General features: G+C 70.6%; 17 protein-coding genes. 11 read left to right on the top strand and 6 right to left on the bottom strand.

What is annotated here, in order from left to right:
- Positions 1-131 precede the first annotated feature (131 nt).
- Positions 132-437, bottom strand: a complete 306-nt coding sequence (gene rpsN, locus ACODT5_RS19430) for a 30S ribosomal protein S14 (RefSeq protein ID WP_422520579.1) — start codon at positions 435-437, stop codon at positions 132-134.
- Positions 437-673 carry a 50S ribosomal protein L28 gene (gene rpmB, locus ACODT5_RS19435; RefSeq protein ID WP_422520580.1) on the bottom strand — a complete coding sequence of 79 codons (237 nt, stop codon included), beginning with the start codon at positions 671-673 and terminating at the stop codon, positions 437-439. Before rpmB ends, rpsN begins: the two co-directional genes overlap by 1 nt.
- A gap of 73 nt (positions 674-746) precedes the next feature.
- Here rpmB and rpmG point away from each other — a divergent pair, with 73 nt between their 5' ends.
- Together rpmG and ACODT5_RS19445 are read left to right on the top strand one after the other, a co-directional pair.
- Positions 747-911 (top strand): 50S ribosomal protein L33, encoded by a 165-nt coding sequence (rpmG, locus tag ACODT5_RS19440; RefSeq protein WP_385377693.1) that lies wholly within the window; start codon positions 747-749, stop codon positions 909-911.
- A gap of 84 nt (positions 912-995) precedes the next feature.
- The gene (locus ACODT5_RS19445; protein ID WP_422520581.1) at positions 996-1,259 is read left to right on the top strand and encodes a type B 50S ribosomal protein L31; all 264 of its coding nucleotides are present in this window, start codon (positions 996-998) and stop codon (positions 1,257-1,259) included.
- A 55-nt stretch (positions 1,260-1,314) separates the two neighbouring features.
- Here the strand turns inward: ACODT5_RS19445 and ACODT5_RS19450 are convergent, their stop codons facing one another.
- Complete coding sequence (locus tag ACODT5_RS19450; RefSeq protein WP_266902336.1) at positions 1,315-1,665, bottom strand: hypothetical protein; 351 nt, start codon at positions 1,663-1,665, stop codon at positions 1,315-1,317.
- 191 nt (positions 1,666-1,856) lie between these two features.
- Positions 1,857-4,088 (bottom strand): catalase/peroxidase HPI, encoded by a 2,232-nt coding sequence (gene katG / locus ACODT5_RS19455; protein ID WP_422520582.1) that lies wholly within the window; start codon positions 4,086-4,088, stop codon positions 1,857-1,859.
- A gap of 331 nt (positions 4,089-4,419) precedes the next feature.
- On the opposite strand from katG, the gene ACODT5_RS19460 reads away from it, so the two are divergent.
- Positions 4,420-4,830 (top strand): Fur family transcriptional regulator, encoded by a 411-nt coding sequence (locus ACODT5_RS19460; protein WP_422520583.1) that lies wholly within the window; start codon positions 4,420-4,422, stop codon positions 4,828-4,830.
- Between the two features lie 135 nt (positions 4,831-4,965).
- Here the strand turns inward: ACODT5_RS19460 and ACODT5_RS19465 are convergent, their stop codons facing one another.
- Positions 4,966-5,421 (bottom strand): MarR family winged helix-turn-helix transcriptional regulator, encoded by a 456-nt coding sequence (locus tag ACODT5_RS19465; RefSeq protein ID WP_422520584.1) that lies wholly within the window; start codon positions 5,419-5,421, stop codon positions 4,966-4,968.
- Between the two features lie 94 nt (positions 5,422-5,515).
- Between ACODT5_RS19465 and ACODT5_RS19470 the strand changes: the two genes are divergently transcribed.
- Both ACODT5_RS19470 and ACODT5_RS19475 read left to right on the top strand, forming a co-directional pair.
- Entirely contained in the window at positions 5,516-5,848 is a 333-nt protein-coding gene (locus tag ACODT5_RS19470; RefSeq protein ID WP_422520585.1) for a rhodanese-like domain-containing protein, read from the top strand.
- A 36-nt stretch (positions 5,849-5,884) separates the two neighbouring features.
- Positions 5,885-6,463: a YceI family protein gene (locus tag ACODT5_RS19475; RefSeq protein WP_422520586.1), complete on the top strand. Its 579-nt coding sequence runs from the start codon at positions 5,885-5,887 to the stop codon at positions 6,461-6,463.
- Between the two features lie 77 nt (positions 6,464-6,540).
- Here ACODT5_RS19475 and ACODT5_RS19480 read toward each other — a convergent pair whose 3' ends face one another.
- Entirely contained in the window at positions 6,541-7,149 is a 609-nt protein-coding gene (locus ACODT5_RS19480) for a TetR/AcrR family transcriptional regulator (RefSeq protein WP_422520587.1), read from the bottom strand.
- Between the two features lie 334 nt (positions 7,150-7,483).
- On the opposite strand from ACODT5_RS19480, the gene ACODT5_RS19485 reads away from it, so the two are divergent.
- The 6 genes from ACODT5_RS19485 to ACODT5_RS19510 are packed head-to-tail and all read left to right on the top strand — an operon-like array spanning position 7,484 to position 12,867.
- On the top strand, positions 7,484-8,668 hold the full coding sequence (locus ACODT5_RS19485) for a pyridoxal phosphate-dependent aminotransferase (RefSeq protein WP_422520588.1): 1,185 nt from the start codon (positions 7,484-7,486) through the stop codon (positions 8,666-8,668).
- Positions 8,658-9,194 carry a DUF6190 family protein gene (locus tag ACODT5_RS19490; protein WP_422520589.1) on the top strand — a complete coding sequence of 179 codons (537 nt, stop codon included), beginning with the start codon at positions 8,658-8,660 and terminating at the stop codon, positions 9,192-9,194. Before ACODT5_RS19485 ends, ACODT5_RS19490 begins: the two co-directional genes overlap by 11 nt.
- A gap of 10 nt (positions 9,195-9,204) precedes the next feature.
- Positions 9,205-9,984, top strand: coding sequence for a dihydrodipicolinate synthase family protein (locus ACODT5_RS19495; protein WP_422520590.1), 780 nt, complete (start codon positions 9,205-9,207; stop codon positions 9,982-9,984).
- Positions 9,978-10,817, top strand: coding sequence for an iron-containing redox enzyme family protein (locus ACODT5_RS19500; RefSeq protein ID WP_422520591.1), 840 nt, complete (start codon positions 9,978-9,980; stop codon positions 10,815-10,817). The genes ACODT5_RS19495 and ACODT5_RS19500 overlap by 7 nt, the downstream gene beginning before the upstream one ends.
- On the top strand, positions 10,814-12,127 hold the full coding sequence (locus ACODT5_RS19505) for a methyltransferase domain-containing protein (protein ID WP_422520592.1): 1,314 nt from the start codon (positions 10,814-10,816) through the stop codon (positions 12,125-12,127). The genes ACODT5_RS19500 and ACODT5_RS19505 overlap by 4 nt, the downstream gene beginning before the upstream one ends.
- The gene (locus ACODT5_RS19510; protein ID WP_422520593.1) at positions 12,124-12,867 is read left to right on the top strand and encodes a DsbA family oxidoreductase; all 744 of its coding nucleotides are present in this window, start codon (positions 12,124-12,126) and stop codon (positions 12,865-12,867) included. The genes ACODT5_RS19505 and ACODT5_RS19510 overlap by 4 nt, the downstream gene beginning before the upstream one ends.
- Positions 12,868-12,925 lie beyond the last annotated feature (58 nt).

Genomic DNA, 12,925 nt, shown 5'->3' on the forward strand with positions numbered 1-12,925 from the left:
AGGTCGGCGGAGTCGGTCTGTTGGTGAGGATGCACGGAAGGAGAGGACACCGCCCCAGCATGCCGTGCCGGCCGGTCCGGTCCGTCGGCGGCCGGGCCACAGCACTAGGCGGGCGCGGCCCGACTCCACCGTCACCAGGAGGACTTGGTCACTCCCGGCAGGAACCCGGCGTGGGCCTGTTCGCGCATCCGCACCCGGGACAGCCCGAACTTCCGCAGGTGCCCGCGCGGCCGCCCGTCCACGGCATCCCGGTTGCGCACCCTCGTCGCACTTGCGTCGCGCGGCTGTCGCCGCAACTCCCGCTGCGCGGCAGCCATTTCGGACTCGTCGGAGGAGGGCTTGCGCAGCACCTCCTTCAACTCGGCGCGCCGCAGGGCGTACCGGGCGACGAGGACCTTGCGCTTCTCGTTCTTGGCGATCTTCCCCTGCTTGGCCATCAGACCTTCACCCCCCGGGCGCGGATCCGGGCCACTGCGGCCTCGACCCCGATCGCGTCGATGGTCTTGATCGCCCTGGCGCTGAGGGTGAGGCGGACATGACGCCCTTCGCTCGCCAGCCAGTAGCGCTTGTGCTGGATGTTCGGGTCGAAACGACGCGAGGTGCGGCGGTGCGAATGGGAGATCTTGTTGCCGAAGCCGGGCTCGGCCCCGGTCAGCTGGCAGTGGGCGGACATGGCGTGGCCTGCCTCTCGCGACGGCCACCGGCCGCCGTATTGGAAATGGAAACCATTCCCATATAGTAGCCACATGGCACGCAACGAAGTACGCCCGATCATCAAGCTCCGCTCGACCGCGGGGACCGGTTTCACCTACGTCACCCGCAAGAACCGGCGCAACGACCCCGACCGGATGACCCTGCGCAAGTACGACCCGGTCGTACGACGGCACGTGGACTTCCGCGAGGAACGCTGATCCGCGGCCCGGCCCCACCCGGCCCCCGCCCGACTCCGCCCCGCTCCGCCACGCTCCCCACCCCTGCTCTCCAAGGACATCGCCATGAAGCCCGGAATCCACCCCGCGTACGGCCCCGTCGTCTTCCGCGACAAGGCCGCCGGCTACGCCTTCCTCACCCGCTCCACCCTCGCCGGCGGGCCGCCCGCCCAGCAGATCGAGTGGGAGGACGGACACACGTACCCCGTCGTCGACGTGGAGATCTCCTCCGCGAGCCACCCCTTCTACACCGGCACCGCCCGCGTCCTGGACACCGCCGGACGGGTCGAGCGGTTCCAGCGGCGCTACGGCCGGGGCGGGGAGCAGTGACACGGGGCGCCGCGGGCCGCGGGCCCGCGGTCGTCGTGGGCGGGCTCGCCGCGCGTCAGTGGATGACGCTGAAGCTGCGCCAGGGCAGGGCCTCGGGGGCCGTGACGTTCGACAGGGTCGTGCCCACGTAGGTGCCGTCGCCGCGGTCGAGCTTGCGGCAGTCCTCCGTCTGGTACAGGACGACGTCCACGAGGGTGTTGTTCTCCACGTGGGTCGCCCCCTTGGGCAGGCCGATCTTCTGGCAGCCCTTGACCGAGGTGTTGATGTAGCTCACCTCGAGCGGTGAGTCGTGGCCGCGGAATTCGAGCATCCCGACGGTGCTCCGGCCCAGGCCCGAACAGGCGGTGGCCGTCAGCAGCAGCGCTGCCGTTCCCGCGATGATGCTGATACGCCTGCTGTGGGACATGGCGCGGTCCTCGTCTGTGCGGTGGTGGCGGTCCTACGCACAGACTGCCCCGGCACGGCGCGGGCGGCTTCCGCTGCTCCGCCGTCCGGGTGAACGCGGCCCCGCGGCGGCATGCCGGAGGCCGGGGCCCACAGGCCCCGCCGGGGTCCGGGCCGGCCGCCGGTCACGGCCGGCCGGCCCGGACGCCGGGATCAGACGAGGTCGAACCGGTCCAGGTTCATCACCTTGTCCCAGGCGGCGACGAAGTCCTTGACGAACTTCTCCTTCGCGTCGTCGCTCGCGTAGACCTCCGCGAGCGCGCGCAGCTCGGAGTTCGACCCGAAGACCAGGTCGACGCGGCTGCCGGTCCACTTGACCTTGCCCGTGGCGTCGTCGCGGGCCTCGAAGGTGTTCGCGTCCTCGGAGGTCGGCTTCCAGGTCGTCCCCAGGTCGAGCAGGTTGACGAAGAAGTCGTTGGTGAGGGACCCGGGGGTCGTGGTGAGGACGCCGAGCGGAGACTGCTGGTGGTTCGCCCCGAGCACCCGCAGGCCGCCCACGAGGACGGTGGTCTCGGGGGCGCTGAGGTTCAGCAGGTTCGCCTTGTCGAGCAGCAGGTACTCCGCCGGCAGGCGGTTGCCCTTGCCGAGGTAGTTGCGGAACCCGTCGGCGGCCGGCTCCAGCGCGGCGAACGACTCCACGTCGGTCTGCTCCTGCGAGGCGTCCACGCGTCCCGGCGCGAACGGCACCTGGATCTCGACACCGGCGTCCTTGGCGGCCTGCTCGACGCCCGCGCCGCCCGCGAGGACGACGAGGTCGGCCAGCGAGACCTCCTTGCCCCCGGTCTGCGCCGAGTTGAAGGACTCCCGGATCCCCTCGAGCGTGCGCAGTACGGTCGCCAGTTCGTCGGGGTTGTTCACCTCCCAGCCGCTCTGCGGCTGGAGGCGGATGCGCGCGCCGTTGGCGCCGCCGCGCTTGTCGCTGCCACGGAAGGAAGAGGCCGCGGCCCAGGCGGTGGAGACGAGCTGGGACACCGTCAGGTCCGAGGCGAGGACCTTGGCCTTGAGGGCGGCCACGTCCGCGTCGTCGACGAGGGAGTGGGTCAGCGCGGGCAGCGGGTCCTGCCACAGCAGGACCTCGGAGGGGACCTCGGGTCCGAGGTAGCGCACGACCGGGCCCATGTCGCGGTGGGTCAGCTTGTACCAGGCCCGCGCGAAGGCGTCCGCGAACTCGGCCGGGTTCTCGTGGAAGCGCCGCGAGATCTGCTCGTAGGCCGGGTCGATGCGCAGCGAGAGGTCGGTCGTGAGCATCGTCGGCGCGTGGGTCTTCGACGGGTCGTGCGCGTCGGGTACGGTGCCCGCCCCGGCGCCGGCCTTCGGCCGCCACTGGTGGGCGCCGGCGGGGCTCTTGAACAGCTCCCACTCGTAGCCGAAGAGGATGTCGAAGAAGGTGTTGTCCCAGGCGATCGGGGTGTTCGTCCAGATCCCCTCCAGACCGCTGGTGATGGCGTCGCCGCCCTTGCCGCTGCCGTAGGAGTTGGCCCAGCCCAGGCCCTGCGCCTCGATCGGGGCGGCCTCGGGGTCGTCGCCGACGCTCTCCGCCGGGCCCGCGCCGTGGGTCTTGCCGAAGGTGTGGCCGCCCGCGATCAGGGCGACGGTCTCCTCGTCGTTCATCGCCATCCGGCGGAACGTCTCGCGGATGTCGCGCGCCGCCGCGAGCGGGTCCGGGGTGCCGTTGGGGCCCTCCGGGTTGACGTAGATGAGGCCCATCTGGACGGCGCCGAGGGGGCTCTCCAGCTCGCGGTCGCCGGTGTAGCGCTCGTCGTCGAGCCAGGTGGTCTCGGGACCCCAGTAGACGTCCTCGTCCGGCTCCCAGACGTCCGCGCGGCCGCCGCCGAAGCCGAAGGTCTCGAAGCCCATCGACTCCAGGGCGACGTTGCCCGTGAGGATCATGAGGTCGGCCCAGGAGAGGCTCTGGCCGTACTTCTTCTTGACCGGCCACAGCAGTCGGCGCGCCTTGTCCAGGTTGCCGTTGTCCGGCCAGCTGTTGAGGGGGGCGAAGCGCTGCTGGCCGGCTCCGGCGCCGCCGCGGCCGTCGCTGATGCGGTAGGTGCCGGCACTGTGCCAGGCCATGCGGATCATGAAGGGGCCGTAGTGGCCGAAGTCGGCGGGCCACCAGTCCTTCGAGGTGGTCAGCACCTCCGCGATGTCCCGCTTGACCGCCGGGAGGTCGAGCGTGTTGAACGCCGCGACGTAGTCGAAGTCCTCGCCGAGGGGATTGGCCACGGCCGGGTTCTTGGCGAGGATCTTGAGGTTCAGGCGGTCCGGCCACCACTGGCGGTTTCCGCCGCCCTGGGTCGGGTGCGCGGCGCGGTCGTGCACGACCGGGCAGCCGGCGCCGCCCTCGGCCTTCGCGTCCGTGACAATTGCATCGTGGTTCTCAGACATGGGAATCCTTCCGGACCGGACCAGGCGGTCACGGTGATCAGGAACTGCATGCGATGGAACATTTCTGGGGCACGGGACCTGGCAGCGGGCCCCGGTTTCACGGTCGTCCTGACGGCCGGGGCGCTCACCTGGCGGACGGTCTCAAGTCCAGTCTCGCGCTGCTCCGGACCGTTCCTGTCCCTTGGCTATCAACACGACCGATCCTACGATGGACGCAATCCAAGTCAAGAACGACACCAAGCCCACATCCTGTCGGATCCCGGACGTCCGCGGGTAGATTCCCGGGTACCCCGCCGGACCGCCCCTGCGAATCTGAAAGTGGTGAGCCGATATGAGTGACCTGCTGGAGCGGCTGCGCGAGCGCGGTTGGCGGATGACTTCCCAGCGGCGCGTGGTCGCGGAGGTGCTGGACGGCGACCACGTGCACCTCACGGCCGACGAGGTGCACGCCCGCGCGGTGGAGCGGTTGCCGGAGATCTCCCGGGCCACCGTCTACAACGCCCTGGGCGAGCTGGTCTCCCTCGGCGAGGTCCTGGAGGTCACCACCGACGGCCGGGCCAAACGGTACGACCCCAACGCGCACCGCCCGCACCAGCACCTGGTGTGCTCCGGCTGCGGCCTGATCCGCGACGTCCACCCCACCGGCGACCCGCTGGCCGGCCTCCCGGCCGAGCAGCGGTTCGGTTTCACGGTGTCCGGGGTCGACGTCACCTACCGGGGTCTCTGCTCCGCCTGTGCGTGAGACGGGCCGGGCCCGCCGCACGGAGCGGCGGGCCCGGTTCGCATACGCCCGTACGGGTTCGCGCGCACCGTACGCGAGGTGGACGCCGGTCCCGGCCGGACGCCGGCCGGCCCAACGGTCATTCCCGGGCGGACGTCAGCCCAGCTGAACGTCGGTGGCGGGCTGGGCCACCTTGAACAGCGCCCGGGCGATCACCGCGGCGTCCGCGTCGGTGAGGTGCGCGGAGAAGTGCTTCTGGATGCTACGCATGTAGACCGGAGCCGTCACCCGGTGCGCCTCGGCCCCCTCCGGGGTGATGACGGCCCACGAGGCGCGTTTGTCGTGGGGGTCGGGCAGCTTGGAGACGAGCCCGGCGCGCACCATCTCGTCGATCAGGCGGCTGACCCGGGTGCGGCTGAGGACCACTCGGTTCGCCACTTCCTGCATCCGCAGCCCGTGCTCGCCGGCCGCCTTGAGTTCGAGCAGCACGTCGTACCACGTCAAGGGGATCCGGCCGTCGCGCTGCACGTCGCTCTCGATGGCGCGCACCGCGGTGTTGTGCGCGAGGAGCATCGCCCGCCACGCCTCGAGTCGATCGTCCTGTCCGTTCACACCGCGATCCTACTCCCATTGCGTGCGCCCGCACATACTTGTTAAGGTGCGTGCGTACGCACTTATTGATCCTTGATTTTTGGAGGCTGGCTACATGGCGGTTCAGAACCTCTCCCGCGACGAGGTCAAGCAGAAGCTCGACAGTGGCAAGGTCTCGGTCGTCGAGGCCCTCCCGGAGCAGTACTACGCGGAGGCGCACCTGCCGGGGGCGCTGATGCTCCCCCTCGACGACGTCGACGCGCTGGCCCCCGGCCTGCTGCCCGACAAGGACGCCGAGGTCATCGTCTACTGCACCGACACGACGTGCTCCAACTCGGGGATCGCGGCCGCGCGGCTCGCGGAGCTCGGCTACTCGAAGGTCTTCACGTACAAGGACGGCAAGCAGGACTGGATCGGCGGCGGCCTCCCGACCGAGTCCGGCCTCTGAGGTTCCGCGTCCCGACACGAGCAGGAGGAAACGACGATGACCAGTAGCGCGATGTCACCGACCCGCACCGTGGACGGGGTCGAACTCCCGGCCGTGGGCGACTGGAAGGTCGACCCGGGGCACGCGGAGGTCGGCTTCCTCGGCCGGCACTTCATGCTCACGAAGGTGCGCGGCCGGTTCACCGGCGTCGACGCCACCGTCTACATCGGCGAGCGGCCCGAGGACAGCAAGGTCACCGCGGTGATCGACATGGCCAGCGTCAACAGCGGGGACACGGCCCGGGACGACCACCTGCGGTCCGCCGAGTTCTTCGACGTGGCCGAACACCCCCGGGCGACCTTCACCTCGACGTCGGTGAGCTGGAACGGCACGAGCGGCACGCTCGCCGGCGATCTCACGATCAAGGGGTTCACCCGTCGCGTCGAGCTCGACGTCGACTACCTGGGCCACGCCAAGGACCCGTGGGGCAACGACCGTACGGTCTTCTCGGCCCGCGGCAAGATCAACCGCGAGGACTGGGGCCTGACCTGGAACATGGCCCTGGAAACCGGCGGGTTCCTGGTCTCCAAGGAGATCGAGCTCTCCCTGGAGATCGAGGCGGTCAGGGAGGTCTGACGCCCGGTGCGTCGACCTGCCGCGGTCCCGGTACGGCTCGCGCCGTACCGGGACCAGCCCTGCCCGCGGCGTGCCGCTCAGGCCTCCAGGACCCGCCGCACCAGCTCGCGCAGCGCCCCGCGAATCCGCCCCGGGGTGAAATCGCCCTCGCGGAGCGCCTGTTGGAGATCCGCGTCGACCATGGCGAGCAGGAGGTGCGAGGTGCCCTGGGCGTCCAGCTCCGGCCGCGCCTCGGCCAGCAGGTCGGCCAGGTGTCGCTGCCACAGGCGGTAGGAGCCGATCTGGTACCGGACGCCGGGCGCGGTGGTCTCCGAAAGCCTGACCAGTTCCAGGTTCGTGTCGAGCAGATCGAGATAGGTCTCGAAGAAGGCGGTGATCCGCGTGCCCGCATCACCACCTGGCCCCAGGGGCGGCGACCCGTGGAGCATCTTGTCCTGCAGCTCGCCCACCTGCGCGTCGAGCAGGGCCACGGCCAGCCCTGACTTGCTGCCGAAGCGGCGGTACAGGGTGCCCTTGCCGACGCCCGCGCGCGCCGCGATGGCATCGAGCGAGACGTTGTCGACGCCCTGTTCCCTGAACAGTTCCGCGGCGACCACCAGGATGCGGCCACGGTTGCGCGCCGCGTCCGACCGCTCGCGAGCCGGCTCCCGGATGGGTTCGGCCACTTCAGGCGACCCCGCGCTCATGGTGTGCCTTCGTTCGTGACGTCGTGGGTGTGGGTGTGGGTGTGGGTGTGGGTCTCGTGAGTGTACTCAGCACGGACACGGGCCGTGCCCGGAGTGGGGGCCGGAACGGCACCTAACCGCTCCCCCGGTCTTCGCCGTTCGTTTCCTTGCTCGCGAGAACCCGATGTGCCAGGGTCGTTCCAACCGGACCGCAGTCCGCTTACGGGGGATCACCTTCACACGGATCGAGGGTCACCGCACCTCCTCGATGCCGGGTCCATCAGGTTCCGCGACCGTGACGCACCCGCACTGCGCGAACTCTCCCGTGGCACGCCCGTTCCTGATCGGAGGACGCATGACCACGCACCCCAGCCCGACCAGCCCGGACAACCAGCTCCTCGACCTGACCCAGCACGAGATCCAGGCGCTGCGCACCAGGTTCAACCTCGCCGACGCACACACCCACCAGCAGCAGTCGGACAGCCAGCGCGAGATCGTCGCCCGGCTGCCCGAGCTCTGGTACGAGGCGGAGCGCGGGCTGCAGGCAACGGCCGAGGAGCGCTTCATCGAGGCCTTCTTCACCCTGCACCGCCAGCACACCGCCCTGGCCAAGAACAAGACCCTGCTCTCGTACGCCGCCTCGATCTCGACGATGGTCGCCGGCATGTACCTCAAGCAGCAGCGCAAGTCGGTCACGCTGGTCGAGCCCTGCTTCGACAACCTCTACGACGTCCTGCACAACATGGGCGTGCCGATGTACCCGATCGACGAGTCCGCGCTCCACGACCCGGACCGCATCTACTCCGAGCTCAAGCGCCGGGTCCGCACCGACGCCCTGTTCCTCGTCGACCCGAACAACCCCACCGGCTTCACACTGCTCCAGCACGGCCGCAAGGGCTTCGAAGAGGTGGTCCGCTTCTGCAAGGACCACAACAAGCTGCTGGTCATCGACTTCTGCTTCGCCTCGTTCACGCTCTACGACGAGAAGCTGGCCCGCTTCGACATCTACGAGCTCCTCGAAAGCTCGGGCATCTCGTACCTGGCCATCGAGGACACCGGAAAGACCTGGCCCGTCCAGGACGCCAAGGCGGCCATGATCACGGCCAGCGACGACATCCGCGAGGACGTCTACAACCTGCACACCAGCGTGCTGCTCAACGTCTCGCCGTTCGTGCTCAACATGCTGACCCAGTACGTCGAGGACTCCACCCGCGACCGGCTCGGCTCCGTCCGCGAGGTCCTCACCCAGAACCGCGAGGCGATACGCAAGGCGATCGACGGCACGATCCTGGAGTACCAGGAGCCCGTCGCCGGAGTGAGCGTCGCCTGGGCGCGCATCAACCACCCCGAGCTGACGGCGACCGAACTGCAGCGGCTGCTGGCCGAGGCCGAGGTGTACGTCCTGCCCGGGCGGTTCTTCTTCTGGAGCCAGCCCGACCGCGGCGAGGCCTACGTCCGCTTCGCCCTCGCCCGCGACCCGCAGGTGTTCTCCGACGCCATGGCCCGGATGCGCGAGGTGCTCGACCGCCATGCCGTCTGACCGCCACGTGCGTGACGAGTACGCCGACGCCGCTCTCTTCCTCGGCATGAACAGCGAGGACGAGGACGTACGCCGCGCCTGCAAGGCCTTCTTCGTGGACCGGCTCGACGGCCGGATCGTCATGAGCCTGGAGCAGGTGGGCCGCTGCGACGACGTCATCTGGGGCTTCTCCCGCGAACTCCAGGACGCCTACTACCCGTTCATGGACAACCTGCACACCGTCATGGACATCCGGCGGCTCGGCTACGAGGAAGCCGACGTCCTGCACGCCACCGGCACGGAGCTGCCCGCGTCCCTTCCGGTGCACGAGCGGCTGCTCCTCGGCATGGTCGAGGTCCGCAAGGGCCTGCTGCACACGGCCAGTCCGCGCCTCGCCGCCACGACCGGGCTCGCGGTGCGCGCCGTGACCGGCGCCGACGGCGGTACCGGACCCGGACCCGGCGGACCGGAAGCCCGCTTCCCCGGGCCGCTGGAAGACCTCTACCAGCAGTCCCTCGCCCTGCGCGTGCCGGCCGAGACCCTGTGACGGAGAACCGATGATCACCGGAATGACCACCGCGCTCGTCACCCCGGTCGACGCGGCGGGAGAGATCGACGAGAAGAGCATGGCCCGCCTGATCGCCACCGTACGGCCTTACGGGGACGCCCTGTTGCCGGCGCTGAGCACCGGCGAGGGGGGCGCCCTGTCGGACCGGCAGTGGCGGGACACGCTGACCGCCGCCGTCCGGCACGCCGACGGCTTACCGGTCCTCGCCGGCATCCTGCGGCCCACCACCGCCGCGACCCTCGCCCTCGCCCGCACGGCGGGGGGCCTCGGCGCCGCCGCGGTCGTGGTCACCACCCCGTACGGGGCGGACGTGACCCAGGAGGAGATGTACCGCCACTTCGAGGCCGTGGCCGGGGCCGGACTGCCCGTGATCGTCTACCACGAGTCGGCCGTCTCCGGGAACAGTCTCGAACTCGGCACCCTGCTGCGCGTCTGCGCGCTGCCGGGGGTGGCCGGGGTCAAGGACTCCGCCGGGGAGCCCGAGTTCACCCGGGCGCTGATCGCCGCCGGCCCGGGCGTACCCGTGGTCCAGGGGCTCGAACACCTCCTGCTGGAGTCCGGACCCGTCGACGGCTGGGTCGTCGCACTGGGGAACGTCGAACCGGAGCTCTGCCGGGCCCTGTTGACCGACCGGGGCGAGGAGCGGGCGGCGCAGCTGCACGCCGCGTACGCACGCTACGGCCTGGACCGGGACGACTGGTACCGCTCGCTGAAGACCGAACTGCTGCGGCGCGCCGTGATCGAGACCGACCGGGAGGTCCCGTGCTGAACGTGACACCGAAGCCCGAAGACAGCCCGCACAAGCGGCTGTTCCTCCACAACCGCACCCTCCAGAGCTCCGCGGTCCTCGCCCGGATCGAGGCACTGGAGGCCGCCTGGATCGAGCCGCTCGTCGGGGATCTCGCCGAGCGCACCGCACCGCTCGCCGGCCGCGCCGAGTGGAAGGAGCGCCTGGACGGACTGCTGGCGCTCGAACGCGAGGCCGGCCCGGCCGGAAGCTACCTCGCCGAGAAGGCCACCCGGGAACAGTTCGCCCACGTGGTACGGGAGTTCGCGCTCGACGGACTGACCGAGGCGCAGAACTTCTTCCCGGCGGTACCCCGGCTCCCGATCCGCGCGCAGATGGCCGTGATGCGCGTGCTCATCGACGAGTTCGGCTGCGGCAACCTCCAGCAGACCCACTCCAAGCTCTACCTCGACCTGCTCGCCGAACTGGGGCTCCCCCAGGAGCTGGAGAGCTTCCTCGACACCACCGCCGACGAGACGTACGCGTTCCTCAACGTCTTCTACTGGCTCACCCAGCGCGCCGGAGACGTCGAGTACTTCCTCGGCGCACTCGCCTACCTGGAGGCGAGCATCCCCGACGCCTTCACCGTGCAGGCCCGCGCCTGCGCCCGGCTCGGGATCGAGCAGGGCCGGTACTACACGGAACACCTGCACATCGACACCTTCCACATGCGGGAGATGCAGACCGCGATCAAGGAGTACGAAGCGGCGCGCGGGCTCGACGCGACGAAGCTCTGGGTCGGGGCGCAGCTGCTGTCCGGACTGATCGGGGGCGCCTTCGACGCCGCCGTCGAGCGCGCGCGGGAGGTGGCATGAGCGACGCCGTGCTGGAAGAGCTGCCGGGTGACCGGGTACGGGTCCGTGTCGCGGGACGGGAGTTCGTGATCGACGCCGCCTGTACGCACCGGCTCGGCCGGCTCGTGCACGGGCAGGTCAATGCGCGCACCCTGCGCATCACGTGCCCGCTGCACGGCACCGGCTTCGACCTCACCACCGGCTGCCCGGTGGCCGGCCCGTCCGCGGAGCCGCTGACCGTGCACCACGCGGGCGTGCTCGGGCAGCTGTACGCACCGCAGGACGTCTGGCTGCCGGCGTCCGAGCGGCTCCTCGAATGGGACGACGGCTTCCACGACCTCATGCTGGGCGACCGGCTGCGCATGACGGCGTACAAGGCGGCCGTCACCGAGGCGGTGCGGCCCGGCGCGACCGTCCTCGACCTGGGCACCGGTACCGGCATCCTGGCCCAGTGGGCGCTGGAGGCGGGAGCGGCGCGGGTCTACGGCATCGACCTCAACGAGAAGATCCTGGAAACCGCGACGCGGCGGCTCACCGAGGCCGGGTTCGGGGACCGCTTCCATCCGCTGCGCGGTTTCTCCTTCGACATCGACCTGCCCGAGCGGGTGGACCTGATCATCTCCGAGATCATGGGCAACCTCGCCGACAACGAGAACTGCGTCGCGATCCTCGACGATGCCCGGAGCCGCTTCCTGCGACCGGGGGGCGCCATGCTCCCGGCGGCCGTGGAGAGCTATCTCGTACCGGTCAGCGCGGAGGCGGCCCACGGCGCGGTGCAGGGCGGCTCACCGCAGGACTCCGGGAGCCCGGCCGAGTTCGCCGAGCTGCTGAAGGGGCGCGGGGCCCGGGACGCCTTCGACCTCTACTACGACGCGGTCATCCCGGTGGCCGGCCAGCTCTCGGCGCCGCGCCTGCTACGCCGCTACGCCTTCGAGGGGACGCACGGCGCGCACGAGAACTCGTACGAGATCCCGCTCGTGTACACCGTCCAGCGGGCGGGGCTGTTCACCGGCTTCAAGGGCTACTTCGTGGCCACCCTCTCGGACACCGTGGCCCTGGACATCTCCGGTGACGAGGTCGCGGCGGACGATCCGCGGGCCCGTACGACCTCGGACAGCTGGAAGCACGCCTACCTGCCGGTCCGGGACGCCGTGCCCGTACGGCCCGGCGACCGGATCGCGCTCACCTTCTCCAGACGGCACCCGGCCGACACCGGATCCGGATCCTTCGGACAGGTCTACGGCTGGGAGGGCTCGGTCGTCTCCGGGGACGTCACCGTGGCCCGGTTCTCCCACAGCACCCGGCCCGAGCAGGAAGGCTGGACCCCGTGACCGCCACGAGCATCACGAGCGGGGCGAGGGACGGCCGTCCCACGGACCCGCGGCTGCCCGCGACCCCCGACACGATCAGCGTCTACACCGACCTGAACTGCTCCTTCGCCCACGTGGCCGTGCACCGGCTGCACGAGACCCGGCGCGAGCTGGGTCTGGAGGGCCGGATCTGGTTCGACTTCCGGGCCTTTCCCCTGGAGCTGTTCAACCGGGAGGTCAACGCCCGACCCGGCGTCGACTCCGAGATCTCGGTGCTCGGCGCGCTCGAACCGGAAGCAGGCTGGCGGTTGTGGCAGGGGCCCGACTGGACCTACCCGGTCACCACCCTGCCCGCGCTCGAAGCGGTGCACGCGGCCAAGTCCCAGTCCCTGGAGGCCAGCGAGCGGCTCGACCGCGCGCTGCGCCGCGCCTTCTGGGCGGAGGGCCGCTGCATCTCGATGCGCCACGTCATCCTGGACGTGGCCGCCGCGACGGGCGCCGTCGAGGTGGACGAGCTCGCGAACGCCCTGGACACGGGATCGGCGCGCGCCGCCGTGACGGCCCAGTACGAGTCGGCGCGCGGGGGGCGGGTCGACTGCAGCCCGCACGTGTTCCTCCACGACGGCACCGACCTGGCCAACCCCGGCATCGAGGCGCGCTGGGTGAACGGCGACTTCGGGCAGGGGTTCCCCGTGATCGACCGGGACCGCCCCGAGGTGTACGGGGAACTCCTCGCGCACGCTGCCCTGTTGCTGCCTTGAGACCCGGCCGGTGACCGGTGGTGCCGGGCCCGCCGGGGGGCGGGCCCGGCACCGGAGC

Source organism: Streptomyces tatrensis (assembly GCF_049310065.1).
In the GTDB taxonomy this organism is placed as follows: domain Bacteria; phylum Actinomycetota; class Actinomycetes; order Streptomycetales; family Streptomycetaceae; genus Streptomyces.